The organism is Pyruvatibacter mobilis, from assembly GCF_012848855.1.
Taxonomy (GTDB): Bacteria; Pseudomonadota; Alphaproteobacteria; order CGMCC-115125; family CGMCC-115125; genus Pyruvatibacter; species Pyruvatibacter mobilis.
In genome coordinates this window covers 2,154,015-2,171,530 of sequence record NZ_CP051630.1, presented here as the reverse complement: position 1 = coordinate 2,171,530, position 17,516 = coordinate 2,154,015, and the positions used below count along the sequence as shown (strand labels likewise).

Here is a 17,516-nt window from a genome sequence, read left to right as displayed (position 1 = left end):
CCCTTGATCCGGGAAGCGTGACAGTCTTTGGTCTGCTTCGTCCAGCCTTGCCCCAGACAACCCCAGTCTAGCCGGCTTCGCGGATAGCTTCAGCGCCTGCAAGGTCGACCGACACAAGCTGACTGACGCCCGGCTCCGCCATGGTGACCCCGAACAGCCGGTCCATGTTGGCCATGGTCAGCGGATGGTGGGTGATCACCAGGAAGCGGGTTTCAGTCTCGGTGCGCATGTCCTCGAGCAGCTTGCAGAAGCGCTCCACATTGGCGTCATCGAGCGGGGCGTCCACCTCGTCGAGCACACAGATCGGCGACGGGTTGGTCAGGAACACCGCAAACACCAGCGACATGGCCGTCAGCGCCTGCTCGCCACCGGACAGCAGCGACAGGGTGGTAAGACGCTTGCCCGGCGGGCGGGCGAAGATCTCGAGCCCTGCTTCCAGCGGATCATCTGATTCCACGAGTTCCAGATGCGCGGTGCCGCCGCCGAACAGGCGGGTGAACAGGCGGCTGAAATTGTCGTTCACCGTGCCGAAGGCATCCAGCAGGCGCTGGCGGCCTTCCTTGTTGAGGCTGCCGATGCCCTGGCGCAGCTTGGCAATGGCCTGCTCGAGATCGCCACGCTCATTCTGCATGGACTCAAGCTGCTCTTCTGCCTCGCGGCTTTCTTCCTCGGCACGCAGATTGACCGCGCCCATGTTCTCGCGCTCGCGCTTGTAGCGTTCAAGCTTGCGCTCCACGTCCTCAAGCGGCGGCAGTTCCTCGTCGGCGCTGATCTCACCGGCGGCCAGCACCTGTGCCGGGGCGCATTCGAAGGCTTCCTGGATCTGCCGGGCGGCTTCCGCCACCTGGTTGCGCGCGCCTTCCAGCATGGCGTCGATGCGCGCCCGGGTCTCGCGCGCCTTGGCCAGGGCGTCGTTGGCTTCCTTGTTGGCGGTGTCCGCCGCGCGCAGCTCATTCTCGGCGGTTGCCAGCGCGTCGGCGGCTTCCTTGCGGGTGGTTTCCGCCTCGGACAGCTTGTCCATCAGCGCCTTGGCTTTTTCTTCCACCTGCGCGGGCACGCCCTCAAGGGCTTCACGCTCCGCGCGGGTCGACGCCAGGCGTTCTTCCAGCGTCTCGATCTGCTTGTTCGCTGTTTCAAGGCGGCCCTGCCAGCGCGTGCGCTCCTGGGCGATGGCGCCAAGACGCTGCTTGCGCTGCTGCACTTCGCGGGCCAGCCCGTCAAACGCGGCGCGTGCATGGGACGCATCCTGACGCAGCTGCTGCACCTCGGCGCGCATGGCTTCAAACGCCTCGCGCTTTGCCCCTTCCTCGGGCAGGTCCTCGGCTTCCTTGTTGACTGCATCAAGCGCCTGGCGGGCTTCCTCGATGTCTTCCGCCGTGCGCGCCAGACCCTCGTCGACCGCTGCCAGGCGGGTGATCTGGGCGGAGGCGGCCTTTTCGGCAGCCGCCAGGGCATCCTGCGCGGCGGTCAGCGATCCCTGGGCGGACTTCCACTCGGTGCGAACGGCGTTCTCCCGCGACTGCGCATCCTTCACGGCCTGACGGGTAGCCTCGTGTGCGTCCTGCAGGCGCTTGGTCTCCGCGCGTGCGGTCTCAAGCTCTGCATCGAGTTCGGCAAGACGGTTGCGCTGTGCCAGCCGCTGGGCGGCCGCCGTGGGCGCTTCGGCTGCGGCGGTGAACCCGTCCCAGCGCCACATGTCCCCTTCCTTGGAGACAAGGCGCTGACCCGGCTGCAGCTGCGCCTGCAGGCTGCGGCCAATGGCCTTGTCCACCAGCCCCACATGGGAGAGCCTGCGCTGCAGGGCCGCCGGACCATCCACATAGGTGGACAGCGGCTCGGCCCCTTCCGGCAGCGGCCTGGGCTGATCGATAGCGGGCAGGGTGTGCCAGTGAACCGGCGAGGCCTCGTCAGCGGGCTGCTCAATGTCTTCGCCCAGCGCGGCCCCGAGGGCTGCCTCGAAGCCCGGACGCACGGACACGCTGTCGATCAGCGGCGGCCACAGATCACCGTCAGCGACGCGCAGCAGATCAGCAAGCGCGGAGGCTTCGGCCTCCATCTTGCTCTGCTTCTGCTGAGCGGCCGACAGCGGCGGGCGGGCCTGCTCTTCAGCGGTGGCTGCATCCGTCCGGGCGCGCTCGGCATCCTGGGCTGCGGCTTCCGCCGCGCGCACGGCCTCACGCGCACGGTCAACGGCCGCGCGGCGGCCGGCCATGGCAGCCTGCACATCATCTGAGCGGGCAATTTCCTCGCGCTCATTGGCAAGCCGCGTGCGGGTGGTCACCAGCTTTTCGTAGCGGGCCTTGTTCTCGTTCACCCGGCGCATCAGGGCCTGACGGCGTGCTGAAAGGTCGGCCAGCTCGCGCGACAGTTCCTCGACCCCGGCTTCCTTCTCAGCCAGCGCCTCGGTGAGACGGGTGACTTCAGCCTGGGCGCGCTCGCGTGCTTCGTCGGAGCCTTCATCCGCCTGGCGCAATTCAGCTTCTTCGGCGGTGAGGGCTTCAAGGCTTTCAGACGTGTCCTTGATGCCGTCGCGCTCGCGCTCTAGGTCAGCCTCGATCTGCCGCAGCAGGTTGGACAGACGCTCCAGCGCCTGCTCTGCCTGCCGGGCTTCATTGGCAATGGTATCGCGCTCCACCGTCAGGCGATGGAAGGCGGCCGCTGCGCGGGCCTCGGTCTCGCGCAACTCCGGCAGCTTTTCACCGGCTTCAAACTGCACACGTGAGGTGCGGGCTGTCTCCTCGGTGGCCGCCGCGACCGCGCGGTCCGCTTCCTGCAGGCCGATGACGTGGGTCTGCTCCACATCCGCAGCCACCTTGTGCCGCAGATAGAGCGCCATGGCTTCAGCCCGGCGGATGTCGCGTGACACATTGCGGAAGCGGGTGGCCTGGCGGGCCTGACGCTTGAGGCTCTGAAGCTGGGTCTCGATCTGGCCCATCACATCGTCAAGGCGCTCGAGATTGGTCTCCGCCTGGCGCAGGCGCAGCTCCGCCTCGTGGCGGCGCGCATGCAGGCCGGAAATGCCCGCGGCCTCTTCCAGGATCTGGCGGCGCTGGGTGGGCTTGGCGGAGATGATGCGGCCGATCTGCCCCTGCTGCACGAGGGCAGGCGAATGGGCACCGGTGGAGGCATCGGCAAAGAAGGTCTGCACGTCACGCGCGCGGGCATCGGAGCCATTGATGCGATAGGCAGACCCCATCTCACGCTCGATGCGGCGCGACACCTCGATCACGTCTTCATCATTGTAGGCGGCAGGCGCGGTACGGCCGGCATTGTCGATTGCCAGCACCACTTCGGCCATATTGCGGGCCGGGCGGCCGGACGTGCCGGAGAAGATGACATCGTCCATGCCGGAGGCGCGCATGGACTTGTAGGAGCTTTCGCCCATCACCCAGCGCAGCGCTTCCAGCAGGTTGGACTTGCCGCAGCCATTGGGCCCGACCACGCCTGTCAGCCCGCTCTCGATCACGAGTTCGGTGGGTTCGACGAAGGACTTGAAGCCGGTCAGGCGGAGGCGGTTCAGTTTCAAGGCGTCAGTCATTCCGGCAGGCCGGAATGTCCCCGAATGGGCACCCATGATCTCCCAGGCCAGCCCCCGGCGGGGGCAACCGTCCCGGCCGGGACGGTCGCTGAGAGCGAACATGGCCGCTCGTTAAAGGTTTGCTAACCCTTTTGATCCGCCGATTCGGCTTAGCCCGGCAACTGGTTTGTGATGATCTCTTCCAGCTGCGGCCAGGGCAGGTTGCCGTTGATCTTCTCGCCATTCACGAAAATCGTAGGCGTTGCCTGCACTTCCAGGGTTTCAGCAGCATAGCTCTGCATGTCGCGCAGGCCGTCGAGAACCTCCTGATCGGTCAGGCAGGCCTCGAACTGGGCCTTGGAGATGCCGCCCTGGCGGGCAATGCCTTCAAGCGCTGCGCGCGGGTCCTGCACGAAGGCCCATTGCGGCTGACGCTTGAACAGCACGTCGGAGAATTCGAGGTGCTTTTCGGGCGACACGCAGCGGGTGAGCATGGAGGCGGCGGTGGCCACCGGGTCCAGCGGGTATTCGCGGAACACGTAATAGACCTTGCCGGTCTCGATGTAGTTTTCCTTCAGCGGCTCCAGGTTTTCATTATGGAAGGCCGCGCAATGGCCGCAGGTGTAGGAGGCATATTCCACCAGCACCACCGGCGCATCTGGGTCGCCCAGGGTGATGTCCCCAAGCGGATTTTCATATGCCATCGCTGGGTTGCTGCCGGCGCCCGAGCCTGCATCCGCCGACGAGCCGTCGGCCCCGTCACCACAGGCAGCCAGGCCGAGCATGGCAATGGCGGCCGCCGTCATGGCCGCGCCGCGGCCCAGCGTGCGGCGGGTAACGCCATCGGTGCTACCGGGGTTGGAAGAAAAAGTGCGGTCAGCCATCTGGATGTCTCCGGTCCTTGATCGGTGAAATGTATCGGTGTGGATGGGCCTTGCGGGAGGCCCGTTGCGTCAGGCGCGTGTAGCGGGTCTCACTTGTTGCGGTTCTCGATGGCGCGGGCCAGCCGTGCCAGTGCGCCGGCCAGTTCCGGGTCATCAATATTTGCGTCAGCCGTCAGCCTGGCGGTGGGCTCGGGCGTGCCGAACAGGGGGGTGCGCCGGGCCGGCCGGGCGCCCGCGCCGATCCGCGTGGCGCGGCGCAGATGCGGTTCGAGGTCGGCGGGCAGGGGCCCCTGGACAAGTTTCAGGCGTCCCACCATGGGGCGGCCGTAAAAGGCATTGATCCGGTCGATGATCTGCGGCGCCATGTGCTGCATCTCAAGCGCGGCCGCGCCCGCGACCCGCACAGTGAGGGTGCTGCCGCCGCTGGTGCCCTTCTGGGGGCGGGACAGGCGCTCGGGCGATGTCATGCGCGCCAGCTCCGGTCCGACGATTTCCTGCCAGCGCGTCACCACATGGTCATCGGGAAAGCCGAACTTGGTGAAGGCCTTGCGCGTCAGATGGTCGAGCTGCACGCCCAGGCGCTGGAACGTCAGCCGCGGGCGGGGCAGGGATCGCAAATCTGGACGGGCGGGCGGCATGGGCAGTGAACGGTCCTGTCGGAACGGCGGTGAAACGCGCCTCCTGAGAGGCATGTGAAAGGCTAGACGCCAGACAAACGCATGCTAAGTGTGCAAAGCGACGCTGGCGATCACAAAAACGTGGATGGACCTTCCTTGGCCGGAAAATCGGGCAACCAGATGGCGCGGGCCGGACTGGCTTCGGTGGGGCAGGACCCGGGCGGCAGTCCCGCCGGGCGGCTGCTGGACTGGTATGACCGCCACGCCCGCGACCTGCCCTGGCGTGTGAGCCCCCTGGCACGCGCGCGCGGGAGGAGGCCTGATCCTTACGGTGTGTGGCTGTCCGAGATCATGCTGCAACAAACCACGGTGAAGACCGTGGGGCCCTATTTCGAGGATTTCCTCGCCCGCTGGCCGCGCGTCAAAGACCTGGCAGCAGCGGACACGGCAGAGGTGATGAGCGCCTGGGCGGGGCTTGGCTATTACAGCCGCGCGCGCAACCTGCATGCCTGCGCAAGGATGGTGGCAGGGGAACTGGGTGGCATCTTTCCACAGACGGAAGAAGGGCTGCTCGCGCTGCCGGGCGTTGGGCCCTATACGGCTGCCGCCATTGCGGCGATTGCTTTTGATGAGCCGGCGGCTGTGATGGACGGCAATGTGGAGCGGGTCATCTCGCGCCTTTTTGCGATCACCACGCCGCTGCCCGCGGCAAAAGCTGAGATCAGGGACAGGCTGCGCACGCTTGTACCTGACACAAGGCCCGGCGACTTCGCCCAGGCAACGATGGATTTGGGGGCGACGCTCTGTTCGCCGAAGAAGCCTGCCTGCAGCCTTTGTCCGTGGACGGATATATGCGCGGCAGCCGCTCAGGGCATTGCCGAAACCCTGCCTGTGAAGCCGCCAAAAAAGGAAAAGCCGACCCGCCATGGCGCGGCCTTCTGGCTGACCGACGGCAAGGGGCATGTGCTGCTGCGCACCCGTCCGCCCAAGGGCCTGCTGGGCGGCATGGACGAAGTGCCGGGCACGGAATGGCGGGAGCAGAAGGCGGTGGACCATCTGCCTCACGCCCCGGCGGAGGCGCCCTGGGAGGTGCTGCCCGGCACGGTTCGCCACGTCTTCACCCATTTCGCGCTCGAGCTTGTGGTCTACAGGGCCGAAGTCGCTGACCGTCCGCAGGCGGAAGGAGAGTGGGTGCCGGTGGATAGCCTGACCGCGCGGGCCCTGCCGACCGTCATGCGCAAGGTGGTTGCGCACGCGGACCCGGACGCGGCGAAGCAGTTCCGCCGCAGGAAATAGGCCGGGTTTTCCCGCAGCCTCCCATGGGCCCTCCGGTCAAGCCGGAGGGCGAGCGGTTGGGGGGAAGAGATTAACGCCCCCACTCCGCTTTCCCTCCGGCTTGACCGGAGGGTCTATCTGAGGGTGTGGCGTGCGCTGGGCCGGGCCTAGACGCTGCCTTCCGCACGCACCTGCTGGCGCAGGACGTCGATTGGGGTCAGGCCGGCATCGGTCTTGAGGTGCCAGAAGGTCCAGCCGTTACAGGCTTCCTGACCCTGCACATGGGCGCCGATCTTGTGGATGGAGCCGGAGGCCCCCGTCACCACCAGCGACCCGTCGGCACGCACCTTGGCCTTGAACCGCTTGCCCGGCCCATAAAGCACCGTGCCCGGCTCGATCATGCCGCGCTCGACCAGCGTGCCGAAGGGCACCCGCGGCTGGGCGCGCTTGCCCTGGGTGACCTCGAGGCTCTCGGGGTCCGCATGGCTGATGCGGTCGATGCGCTTGCGCGCCACCTCCGCATACTGAGCATCACGCTCAATGCCCACATATTTGCGGTTGAGCTTCTTGGCCACGGCGCCGGTGGTGCCGGTGCCGAAGAACGGGTCGAGCACCACATCGCCCGGATTGGACGAGGCGAGGATCACCCGGTGCAGAAGCGATTCCGGCTTCTGGGTGGGGTGCGCCTTGTTGCCCTGGTCATCCTTCAGCCGCTCACCGCCGGAGCAGATCGGCAGCACCCAGTCCGACCGCATCTGCAAGTCATCGTTGAGCGCCTTCATGGCGTCGTAATTGAAGGTGTAGCCCTTGGCGTTCCGGTCCTTTGACGCCCAGATCATGGTCTCATGCGCATTGGTGAAGCGCCGGCCACGGAAATTCGGCATCGGGTTGGACTTGCGCCACACAATGTCGTTGAGCACCCAGAAGCCCAGATCCTGAAGCGCCACGCCGACCCGGAAGATGTTGTGATAGGAGCCGATCACCCACAGCGTGCCGGTGGGCTTGAGCACGCGGTGCGCTTCAGCCAGCCATGCGCGGGTGAACTTGTCGTATTCGGCAAAGGACGCGAACTGGTCCCACTCCTGGTCAACACCGTCGACGCGGGTGTTGTTGGGACGCAGCAGCTCACCTTCGAGCTGGAGATTGTAGGGCGGATCCGCGAAGACCAGGTCCACCGAGGCGTCGGGCAGCTTGGCCAGCTCCTCGATGCTGTCCCCATTGATGATCGTGTTCACCGGCAGCGGCGCGCGCGCAGCGGCCCGGGCCTGAGGCGCCGTGCGGGACACGCTCTTCGAGGCAGACTTCGAGACGGATTTTCTGGTGGCCGCACGAGATGTCGTGCGGGTGCTTTTGGTACGCATACGCCCCCCAAGGAACCTGTTGTTGGGGCGGATTTTGAGTCAGACACGAATCACCGTCAAGAATCTTTTATAAGATTCAATGTGTTAACCAAGGTTAACGGGAATCTAATCGATTCGATTTTGTCAACAGTAAATATCCACAGCCAGTGGATAAGTCAGCGGCCGCGCCTGGATACGCCCGAAGGCAAGACGCGGCCGCTCCTTTGGGACAAAGGCTTTGAGGCCGGTCCCTTACTTGCCGTCCACCACGTGGTTGGCGCTGTGGGTAATTGCGGCACCGGCACGCAGGGCGGCGGCCACGAAGGAGGCTTCAGCCAGTTCTTCGGTGGTGGCGCCGGCCTTCTTGGCCATGTCGGTGTGGATCGCCAGGCAGTACTGGCACTGGGTCGTCAGCGCCACGGCGACCGCGATCAGTTCCTTGGTCTTCTTCGGCAGGGCGCCGTCAGCCATCACGGCGGTGTCGAAAGCAACAAAGGCCTTCATCACGTCGGGCTTGGTCTCGCCGAGGGGGGCCAGCTTCTTCAGTTCATCAGATGCGCTCATGGAAAAGATCCTTATCCAGGTTGCGTGGCGCGACGCCTCCCAGTCCAACGGGCGGGCATTCCACGATGGTTGGCCGTCGGCCTGTGCCGGCAGCGCGCGCCATATGGACGCCGCCGCGCGGGCGATCAACGCCACGCGGCGTCAACTCGCCGTGAGAGCCTGTCACCGCCCCGTGTGGGCGCGTGTGAAGGATTAAGAAGGGCTGTCCGCATCCTGAAGAATTGCGCGGATTGGCGCGTAGCTGCGGCGGTGATGAGGCGTAACGCCGAGCTGCGCAAGCGCCTCGCGGTGCGCCCGGGTGCCATAGCCCTTGTGGCGGGCAAACCCATAGCCGGGCAGGGTGGTGTCGAGCTCCACCATCATTCTGTCGCGCACCGTCTTGGCGATGATGGAGGCGGCCGCGATCGACAGGGACCGCCCGTCGCCCTTGATGACGGCCTCGCAGGCGCAGCCGATGTCCGGCGCGTCCCGCCCGTCCACCAGCGCATGGGCCGGTGGTTGCGGCAGGGCGGCAACCGCCCGGCGCATGGCGAGGAAGGTCGCCTGGCGGATGTTCAGCTGATCGATTTCGTCCGCAGACGCCGCGCCCACCCCCACGAGAGCTGACGCGCGTATGTCGCAAGCCAGCGCATCACGGCGCGCTTCGGTGAGCTTCTTGGAGTCGTTGATGCCCTCGGGGATGGCGTCCGGGTCGAGGATGACGGCGGCCGCCACGACCGGCCCGGCCCAGGGGCCCCGGCCCGCCTCGTCCACCCCGCAGACGGGCGCGCGGTCTGCCGCCAGTTCGAGGGAGAAATCAGGACCATGCGCATGGGACATCCGGGTCATGGCGCGGGAGCATAACGGCCCCGCTGTGAAGGACAATGCAAAGGACAATGCAGTTGGGTGAGAAGAAGCATGACGCGGGATGCGCCGTAAAAAAAGAACTGGGAGGTAATGTCAGAGAATATGTGTCACAGCAGCGCCAGCTGCTTCGGTGCCCCGCCGGGCACTTCGAAAAGATCGGTCCGCAGGGGCAGGCGCTGGCGCGACAGGCCGCAGCGTTCCATGGCGAGCGCAAAGCGCCGCGAAATGGTCCACGCATAGGGCCCGGCACCGGTCATCCGCTTGCCCCACTCGGCGTCGTAATCCTTGCCGCCGCGCATATCGCGGATGATCTTCATCACCCGCGCCGCGCGGTTGGGGGTCACATCCTCCAGCCATTCGGCGAACAGGTCCTTGATCTCCAGCGGCAGGCGTAAGAGCACATAGCCCGCTTCCCGCGCGCCCATGCGGGCACCGGCCTTGAGGATGGCCTCGATCTCGTGGTCGTTCAGCGCCGGGATCACCGGGGCCACCATGAGTCCCGCCGGAATGCCCGCCTCCGACAGCTGCCGGATCGCGTCCAGCCGCCGCCCGGGCGTCGAGGCACGCGGTTCCATGGCCCGCGCCAGCTTGCCGTCCAGGGTGGTGACGGAAATCGCCACCTTGACGAGGCCCTCCCGCGCCATCTCGCTCAGAATGTCGATATCGCGGGTGACCAGCGCCGACTTGGTGACGATGCCGACCGGGTGCTTGTGCTCGGCCAGCACCTCCAGCACCTGGCGCGTGATCCGCCGCTCCCGCTCGATGGGCTGGTAGGGATCGGTGTTGGTGCCGATGGCGATCACCCGCGGCTCATAGCCGGGCTTCGCCAGTTCCCGCCGCAGGAGCTTTGCAGCGTTCGGCTTGGCAAACAGCTTGCTCTCAAAGTCTAGCCCGGCGGACAGGCCCATATAGGAATGGGTTGGCCGCGCGAAACAATAGACGCAGCCATGCTCGCAGCCCCGATAGGGATTGATGGAGCGGTCGAAGGAAATGTCCGGCGACTGGTTGCGGGTGATGATGGTCCGGGCCGCTTCGTCGCTGACATGGGTGCGAAGCGGACGGTCGTCCTCTTCAATGTCCCATCCATCGTCAAACGCCTCCGCGGCCCGGTGCTCGAAGCGCCCGGACCGGTTGGAACGCGCGCCGCGACCTTTCTCGGCCTCCTGCAGCTTCCTCAGGGCATTGGGGGGGAGGCTGCTGCCCGGCCCGAATACAGGGCGGGTGACAGGGCGTGGGGGTGGGCGTTGGCCCCTGTCATCTGCGGGCAAGGAGGCAGGCGTCCCCGGCTGACCGGATTGGGGGGCAGTCAGCGGGAACACCGGCATGGTCGCGGCGCGCGCCGGCTCGGCGGCTTGGGGGGTGTCATCCGCCCGCACCGTGTTGCCGATCCTGTTCATGTGCGCCGTCCTCATCATGTGAGGAATAAAATCATATCAATAAGAACAAGACAAGAACATTTAGGTTAACATCCGCAGACTTTCGCGGGCGCAGCATTTTGGCGCTAGAGTGCGCCGCATGCTGAGCGTCGTGATTCCAACTCTCAATGCCGAAAAGAGCCTGACCCGCACCCTGGCGGCCCTGATCCGCCCGACCGTGCGCGGGCTGGTGAAGGACGTGGTGATCGCCGATGGCGGCTCCGACGACGGCACGCTGGGGATCGCGGAGACGGCGGGCGCCAAGATCGTGAAGGCGCCCAAAGGCCGCGGCACGCAGCTTGCGGCCGGCGCCCAGGCGGCCCGCGGCGAATGGCTGTTGTTCCTGCACGCCGACACGGTGCTCCAGCCCGGCTGGGACGAGGAAGTGGAGACCCTGCTGGAGCGGCTGGAAAAGCGCGGTGAGAAGGGCACGAGCTTCGCCGCCGTGTTCAAATTCGCGCTCGATGATTTTTCCTTCTGGGCCCGCATGCTGGAGCGCGTGGTGGCCTGGCGCTGCTGGCTGTTCGGCCTGCCCTATGGCGACCAGGGCCTGCTTGTGTCGCGCAAGCTCTATGACGAACTCGGCGGCTACCGCCCGTTCCAGATCATGGAAGACGTGGACCTTGTGCGCCGCATCGGCCGCAGGCGGCTCGTCTTCCTGCGCACGCCCGCCGTCACCAGCCCCGAGCGCTACCTCAATGACGGCTACCTCGCGCGATCGTCACGCAATGCGATGTGCCTGATGCTCTATTATCTCGGCGTCAATCCGGACCGCATCGCGCGTATCTATTCCCGCCGCTAGGGCAGACCCATTCATGCAGCACAGCCTCGTGATCATGGCCAAGACGCCGGTGCTTGGCCGCGTGAAGACGCGCCTGGCCCGCGACGTGGGCTATGTGGAAGCGACGCGCTTTTACCGCGTGGCGCTGGCGCGGCTCATCCGGCGTCTCGGCGCGGACCCGCGTTGGCGCACGATCATTGCCGCCAGCCCGGATACGGAAGCCGTGCCGGACGCACCCTGGCTGCAGGATGCCCATGCCGTAGTGCCGCAAGGGGAGGGGGACCTCGGCGACAGGATGCAGCGCGTGTTCGATCAGGCGCCAGCAGGTCCGGTGGTCATCATCGGCAGTGACATTCCCGATATCTCCCGCCGCCACATCACCGCGGCGTTCAAGGCGCTGGGCAGTCATCATGCGGTGATGGGGCCGTCCGTAGACGGAGGATACTGGCTCATCGGCCAGAAACGCCTGCCGCGTGTGTTGCGGCCGTTTGAGGGCGTCACCTGGTCCAGCGGCCGGGAGCGCGACGAGACCCTCGCCAATTTCGGTGACGCGCGCGTGGCGCTGCTGGAGCAGCTGTCCGACGTGGACAGCGGCGCGGATCATGCCGTGTGGCGGAAGGCTGAGGGCATCCGCCGCCTCCGATAGGCCCTCCGGTCAAGCCGGAGGGAAAGCGGTTGGGGGTGGGTCCACACATTCTGCGACGGGGTGGGGTCTTTGACACGTTCAGCGGTTGAGCGCGGGGCCGCCAAGAAATCCGCTCGCCCTCCGGCTTGACCGGAGGGCCCATCAGAGCGTGCGGCATGGATATACCGGTGAAGCCGGGGGAGGGCGGTGGATGGTTGTTTTCCCTCGCCCCCTTGGGGGAGAGGGAGGGGCCCGCGCGCGGTCAGCGCGTGGGAGGGTGAGGGGGCGCTGCGGCGTTTATGTGAGGTTTTTCCGGCAGCTGCCTTCCATCCCCCTCACCCGGTGCTGCGCACCGACCTCTCCCCCAAGGGGGCGAGGTGATTTTGCTTGAAGGCTTTGCCGCAAATACGCCGCTCATCCTCCGGCTTGACCGGAGGATCTCTTGCGGCTGGCCTGCGCGCCTGACGGCTGCTTAGAGCCGGGAGGCGTTTTGCAGGGTGACGCCGGCGCGTTCTACCGGGGCGTAGACGGGCCAGTCGCCGGAGGCGGCCTGGTCGAGGGAGGGGGAGGGCTGGCCGAGGCGGAGGCGGTAGAGCCAGAGATTGGTCATGATCCGCTCCACATAGCCGCGGGTCTCAGCGGCCGGGATGCTCTCGATGAAGGTGAGCGGGTCTTGGGCAGCGGGGCCGATCTGCTTGAGCCAGCGGTTGAGATTGCCCGGGCCCGCATTGTAGGCGACCGCCATGTGGAACAGATTGCCGTAGGGCTCTCCGTAATTCATCAACTCCTGCAGATAGGTCTGCCCCAGGGCAAGATTGTGGGCCGGATCCTGCAGGCGGTCCCGGTTGCGCCGGTAACTGGCGTCGCGGGTGATGTGATAGGCGGTGCCAGGCATGATCTGCATGAGCCCGGCAGCGCCCGCCCGGCTGGTGGCGCCGGAGATGAACTTGCTTTCCTGCCGGGCCACGGCCAGCAGCAGGGCGCGATCCACCTGAAAGCCGCCCTCGGGCTTGATGTCCGGCACCGGGAACAGCGCCGCGCCGATGGGCTGCGGGCTGGCAAGCGCCACGGCCAGCTGGGTGGCGGGCAGGTCAAGGTCACGGGCAAGGGCTGCCAGCGCGCGGTCAAGCGACGGGTCAAGCCGCCCATGCGCCCGGCGCAGCTCTGCTTCCGCCAGGTCACGCATGCCAAGTTCGGCAAGGGCTGCGCCCCGGCGCACCTGGTCGATCTGCAGCAGGGCCGAATGGCTGGCGACATCGGTCACCGGGTCCGACCATTCAACCTGCAGGGTGCGGCCAAGCTGGCGTTGGGCCAGCAGGCCGTAAAAGGTCATGCCGGTGGCGGCAGCGGTTTCAAGATGGGCGACAGCGCCCGCCGGGTCGCGCAGCTTGAGCGCGGTACGGGCCGCCCAGAAGGCACCGGCACCCCGCGTCCAGTCGGACACACCCACATTGCCCGCCAGAGCATCGAAATGGGTGTTGGCTGCGGCCACGTCGCCCAGCCGCCAGGCGGCAAGGCCCGCATACCAGTCAGCCAGCGGCGCATCCCGCCGGTGGCTCTCAGCCACGCCGGACGCGATGGCGAAGGCCTTGGTGATCTTGCCTTCCACGTAATAGGACCACGCGATGCGCGCCATCAGCGCGGCGCGCTCATCAGCCCCCAGGCGGTTGCGCACCTTGGCTGATTCCAGAAGGCCGAGCGCCTGGGTCGGCCGCTCGCGCGAGATCAGTGAGCGCACCTTGCGGGCGATGGTGCGGCCATAGGAGGTGCGCCCTTCGGCGCTGGACCCGGCAACCGCATAGACGGAGTGATATGCGGTGGGCCGGTAGGCGCGGCGCACCGGACGCATGGGCGCGGCACTTCCGCCGCGGCGCTTGAGCGCCAGCTTGTGGATTTTATCCGCCCCCGGATGATCCGCGTAGCGCGCCAGCCATGTCTTCAGTTCAGCGTAGCGCGAGCGGTAGGCGGTGGGGTGCATGTAGCGCTGGAACAGGACATGGCCCATCAGCACGTCATCTTCGAGCCCGTCGATCAGCCTGTCTGCTGTCTTCCAGTCCCCGGCCTCCTGGGCGCGGAAGATGCGCGCATAGGCAGTGCGGTCGGCGTCGGAGAGAACGGGTGCGACTGTATCGGCGCGGGCGATATTGGTGAAAGCGGAGATCAGCAGCGCCAGCGCGACAAGGGCTGTGGTGACAGCCATGCGCAGGCGCGCGGCCTCACGCTGCCGGCGCGCTTCAAGATCCGTGGCCCGTGCCATGGTCCGGGCACGGGCAACGAAGGATGCCATGCGGGTGTCCCGCGACGGCGCAAGGATAAGTGACGTCAGCGCCGTCCGGCGGCCGAATGTCATCCTGCCGTGATGGTCTGCAGTGATATCGCGATCTGGCATGTGGCCCCCCGGCACGTTGCCTGTTTCGGTCAGATACAAATCTAGCTTCTGCCAATGGCCGATGCGAGTCCCATGCCAGCCCGAGGTTAAGACGGGCTTGAGGGGATGGCGGTTGCGCCAGATGGTATGAGGTCAAACGGCGAGCCCAAGCTCCGCAATCCGCGCCTTCAGGCTCAGCAGATCACGCCAGGCCAGGCGTTTCTGGGCCGGCTGGCGCAGCAGATAGGCCGGGTGGAGCATTGCCAGGGCAGGAGCCTTGTGGCTGCCTGCGCTACCCAGCGTTGCGGAATCAAAATCCCGCCACTGGCCGCGAAGGCGGGTGATGCCTGTCGTGATACCGAACAGCTCCTTCGCCGACACACCGCCGACGCAGACGATGATCTCCGGTGCCACAAGCTCGATATGGCGCAGGATGAAGGGCAGGCACATGGCCACCTCGGCGGGGGTCGGTGTGCGGTTGCCGGGCGGCCGCCAGGGCAGCACATTGGCGATATAGACGGTCTCGCGGCTGAGGCCGATTGTCGCCAGCATGCGGTCCAGCAGCTGGCCGGACCGGCCGACAAAGGGCAGGCCGCGAATATCCTCGTCCCGGCCCGGCGCTTCCCCCACCAGCATGATCTTCGCCTGGCTGTTGCCATCGGCGAAGACGAGATTCTTGGCGGTCGCCTTGAGCGGGCAGCCGGTGAAGCCGTCCAGCGCCGCTTTCAATTCCTCAAGCGATGACGCAGCGGCCGCAAGGCTTCTGGCCTCGCTGATGATCGCCTTGTCGTCCGCCACCTCGCCCGCAGGCGCTCCGAACGCCGCCGGGGGCGAGGCCTGCGGCAGGGGAGGCTTGCCGCCGGAAGCAGCCTGGGGCTGGAAGGACGGCGCAGGCTCCGGCTCCGGCACATGGGCCAGCCGGTCTATGGGCTCATCGCCCAGCGCCTCGTCGGCCCCGGCTTCGGAAAACCAGCGCAGCAGGTCCGCAAGCGCCGCATGCTCGAGGGCAGGGTCCGTGCCGGCAGCGTCTGGGGCGGCCTCGCCGCCGGGTCCGTGAGTGGAAAGATCGGTCATGGGCGCTAGATTTACACCGCAAGAGGCCGCGCGTCACATCATCCTGCAGGATGACCGCGTCATCAGGTCCCGCCGCGGTGATGTCACACAGAGGTGACGCGCATCGTCATCGGGGCGCATTATGTGCGCAATGGGCCAAACGGGGCTGGGACCCACGCCGTGGCTTGACCCTTGGCCGGGCTTGGCCCCATAAACGCGGTCCGTCATGCCGGGTATGGCGGAATTCCGCGAAGTTTGAAGACCAGATGCCATGCGCCCGGCAGCACCGATCCGCTGCGGCCCTCTCCCCCGGCCGCGTGCGGACAGTCGAATTTTAGGAGGTTCACCGTGACTGACGTCCTCAAGCAGGCCAGCCAGGTCAACGCGACGCAGGGGTTCATCGCCCACCCCGAGCAGCGCGAGGCCATGGAATATGACGTGGTGATCGTGGGCGCGGGCCCGGCGGGCCTGTCCGCCGCTATCCGCCTCAAGCAGCTCGCCGCCGAGCAGGATTTCGAGCTCAGCGTCTGCGTGCTCGAAAAGGGCGCCGAAGTCGGCGCGCACATCCTGTCGGGCGCGGTGATCGACCCCATCGGTCTCGACGCCCTGCTGCCGGACTGGCGCGAGGACGAGACCTGCCCGGTCAAGACCGAGGTGAAGGCCGACCACTTCATGGTGCTGGGGCCGTCCGGCTCCATCCGCCTGCCGAACATCATGATGCCGCCGCTGATGAACAATCACGGCAACTACATCGCGAGCCTCGGCAACGTCGCCAAGTGGCTGGCCGAAAAGGCCGAGGCCCTCGGCGTTGAAATCTATCCGGGCTTTGCCGCCGCCGAAGTTCTCTACAATGACGACGGCTCGGTGAAGGGTGTCGCCACCGGCGACATGGGCATCGGCAAGAATGGCGAGCCCAAGGACGGCTACATGCCGGGCATGGAGCTGCACGGCAAATACACCTTCTTTGCTGAAGGCGTGCGCGGCTCCCTTTCCAAGCACCTGATCAACAACTTCAAGCTCGATGCCGACAGCGAGCCGCAGAAATTCGGCATCGGCATCAAGGAAGTGTGGGAAATCGACCCGGCCAAGCACAAGAAGGGGCTGGTGCAGCACTCCTTCGGCTGGCCGCTGGACATGTCCACCGGCGGCGGGTCGTTCCTCTATCACTTCGACGACAACCTCGTGGCCGTCGGCTTCGTGGTGCACCTCAACTATTCCAACCCGTACCTGTCGCCGTTCGACGAGTTCCAGCGCTTCAAGACGCACCCGTCGATCCGCCCGACCTTCGAGGGCGGCAAGCGCCTCTCCTATGGCGCCCGCGCCATCACCGAGGGCGGCTACCAGTCGGTGCCGAAGCTGACTTTCCCGGGCGGCGTGCTGGTGGGCTGTTCGGCAGGCTTCGTCAACGTGCCGCGCATCAAGGGCAGCCACAACGCCATGGCCACCGGCATGATGGCCGCAGAAGCCGCCTTCGAGGCGGTGCGCGACGGCCGGGCCAATGACGAGCTGGCCGCCTATCAGACGGCCTATGAAGGCAGCCACGTGAAGAAGGACCTGAAGCGCGTCCGCAACGTGAAGCCGCTGTGGTCCCGCTTCGGCACGCTGATCGGCGTCGGCCTTGGCGGCATTGATATGTGGATGAACAATCTGGGCATCGGCCTGCCGTTCACCCTGAAGCACAAGAAGACCGACGCGGCCTCGCTGAAGCCTGCCGCCAAGTGTAAGCCGATCGACTATCCGAAGCCGGACGGCGTTATCTCCTTCGACAAGCTGTCGAGCGTGTTCCTGTCCTCGACCAATCACGAGGAAGACCAGCCGGCGCATCTCACGCTCAAGGATCCGTCGATCCCGATCGATAAGAACCTGCCGACCTGGGCCGAGCCCGCGCAGCGCTTCTGCCCGGCGGGGGTGTATGAGGTCGTCACCAATGACGACGGCACCAATCCGCGCTTCCAGATCAACGCGCAGAACTGCGTGCACTGCAAGACCTGCGACATCAAGGACCCCAGCCAGAACATCAACTGGGTGGTGCCCGAGGGTGGCGGCGGCCCGATCTACGTCAACATGTAGTCAGGCCGGACTGATCCGACAGAAGGCGGGCCGGGGCACATGCTCCGAGCCCGCCTTTTTACTGTGCGGGAGGGGGCAACACGTGCAGACCGGGCACGGGCCCTGCTGATGGCGAATTGATGGGCCTGTTAAGCTATGCTCGGGTATGGTGCATTTGCAGA

Annotated in this window: 14 protein-coding genes; 5 read left to right on the top strand and 9 right to left on the bottom strand. The window is 66.3% G+C overall.

Annotation, left to right across the window (positions count from 1 at the left end; translation table 11 throughout):
- Nucleotides 1-67 precede the first annotated feature (67 nt).
- From smc to HG718_RS10085, 3 genes are all read right to left on the bottom strand, one after another.
- On the bottom strand, nucleotides 68-3,526 hold the full coding sequence (smc, locus tag HG718_RS10095) for a chromosome segregation protein SMC (RefSeq protein WP_160588497.1): 3,459 nt from the start codon (nucleotides 3,524-3,526) through the stop codon (nucleotides 68-70).
- Between the two features lie 161 nt (nucleotides 3,527-3,687).
- Nucleotides 3,688-4,401 carry a DsbA family protein gene (locus HG718_RS10090; protein WP_160588300.1) on the bottom strand — a complete coding sequence of 238 codons (714 nt, stop codon included), beginning with the start codon at nucleotides 4,399-4,401 and terminating at the stop codon, nucleotides 3,688-3,690.
- An 89-nt stretch (nucleotides 4,402-4,490) separates the two neighbouring features.
- Entirely contained in the window at nucleotides 4,491-5,039 is a 549-nt protein-coding gene (locus HG718_RS10085; protein ID WP_160588298.1) for a DUF721 domain-containing protein, read from the bottom strand.
- A 159-nt stretch (nucleotides 5,040-5,198) separates the two neighbouring features.
- Between HG718_RS10085 and mutY the strand changes: the two genes are divergently transcribed.
- Nucleotides 5,199-6,314 carry an A/G-specific adenine glycosylase gene (mutY, locus tag HG718_RS10080; RefSeq protein ID WP_160588496.1) on the top strand — a complete coding sequence of 372 codons (1,116 nt, stop codon included), beginning with the start codon at nucleotides 5,199-5,201 and terminating at the stop codon, nucleotides 6,312-6,314.
- A 146-nt stretch (nucleotides 6,315-6,460) separates the two neighbouring features.
- Here the strand turns inward: mutY and HG718_RS10075 are convergent, their stop codons facing one another.
- Nucleotides 6,461-7,654, bottom strand: coding sequence for a site-specific DNA-methyltransferase (locus HG718_RS10075; RefSeq protein ID WP_160588296.1), 1,194 nt, complete (start codon nucleotides 7,652-7,654; stop codon nucleotides 6,461-6,463).
- 231 nt (nucleotides 7,655-7,885) lie between these two features.
- Nucleotides 7,886-8,197, bottom strand: a complete 312-nt coding sequence (locus HG718_RS10070; RefSeq protein ID WP_027840798.1) for a carboxymuconolactone decarboxylase family protein — start codon at nucleotides 8,195-8,197, stop codon at nucleotides 7,886-7,888.
- Between HG718_RS10070 and HG718_RS10065 the strand changes: the two genes are divergently transcribed.
- Nucleotides 8,196-8,393: a hypothetical protein gene (locus HG718_RS10065; RefSeq protein ID WP_160588295.1), complete on the top strand. Its 198-nt coding sequence runs from the start codon at nucleotides 8,196-8,198 to the stop codon at nucleotides 8,391-8,393. The genes HG718_RS10070 and HG718_RS10065 overlap by 2 nt on opposite strands.
- Here HG718_RS10065 and HG718_RS10060 read toward each other — a convergent pair.
- The gene (locus HG718_RS10060; protein WP_205345690.1) at nucleotides 8,390-9,025 is read right to left on the bottom strand and encodes a ribonuclease HII; all 636 of its coding nucleotides are present in this window, start codon (nucleotides 9,023-9,025) and stop codon (nucleotides 8,390-8,392) included. The two genes, HG718_RS10065 and HG718_RS10060, sit on opposite strands and share 4 nt — an antisense overlap.
- A 125-nt stretch (nucleotides 9,026-9,150) precedes the next feature.
- Nucleotides 9,151-10,368, bottom strand: a complete 1,218-nt coding sequence (locus HG718_RS10055; RefSeq protein WP_160588494.1) for a PA0069 family radical SAM protein — start codon at nucleotides 10,366-10,368, stop codon at nucleotides 9,151-9,153.
- Between the two features lie 190 nt (nucleotides 10,369-10,558).
- Between HG718_RS10055 and HG718_RS10050 the strand changes: the two genes are divergently transcribed.
- Together HG718_RS10050 and HG718_RS10045 are read left to right on the top strand one after the other, a co-directional pair.
- Nucleotides 10,559-11,260: a TIGR04283 family arsenosugar biosynthesis glycosyltransferase gene (locus HG718_RS10050; RefSeq protein ID WP_160588292.1), complete on the top strand. Its 702-nt coding sequence runs from the start codon at nucleotides 10,559-10,561 to the stop codon at nucleotides 11,258-11,260.
- A 13-nt stretch (nucleotides 11,261-11,273) separates the two neighbouring features.
- Nucleotides 11,274-11,885: a TIGR04282 family arsenosugar biosynthesis glycosyltransferase gene (locus HG718_RS10045; RefSeq protein WP_160588290.1), complete on the top strand. Its 612-nt coding sequence runs from the start codon at nucleotides 11,274-11,276 to the stop codon at nucleotides 11,883-11,885.
- A 451-nt stretch (nucleotides 11,886-12,336) separates the two neighbouring features.
- Here HG718_RS10045 and HG718_RS10040 read toward each other — a convergent pair whose 3' ends face one another.
- Both HG718_RS10040 and HG718_RS10035 read right to left on the bottom strand, forming a co-directional pair.
- Nucleotides 12,337-14,151 carry a lytic transglycosylase domain-containing protein gene (locus tag HG718_RS10040; RefSeq protein ID WP_160588288.1) on the bottom strand — a complete coding sequence of 605 codons (1,815 nt, stop codon included), beginning with the start codon at nucleotides 14,149-14,151 and terminating at the stop codon, nucleotides 12,337-12,339.
- 234 nt (nucleotides 14,152-14,385) lie between these two features.
- Complete coding sequence (locus HG718_RS10035; protein ID WP_160588286.1) at nucleotides 14,386-15,306, bottom strand: uracil-DNA glycosylase; 921 nt, start codon at nucleotides 15,304-15,306, stop codon at nucleotides 14,386-14,388.
- 405 nt (nucleotides 15,307-15,711) lie between these two features.
- Here HG718_RS10035 and HG718_RS10030 point away from each other — a divergent pair, with 405 nt between their 5' ends.
- Entirely contained in the window at nucleotides 15,712-17,355 is a 1,644-nt protein-coding gene (locus HG718_RS10030) for an electron transfer flavoprotein-ubiquinone oxidoreductase (RefSeq protein ID WP_160588493.1), read from the top strand.
- Nucleotides 17,356-17,516: the final 161 nt, after the last annotated feature.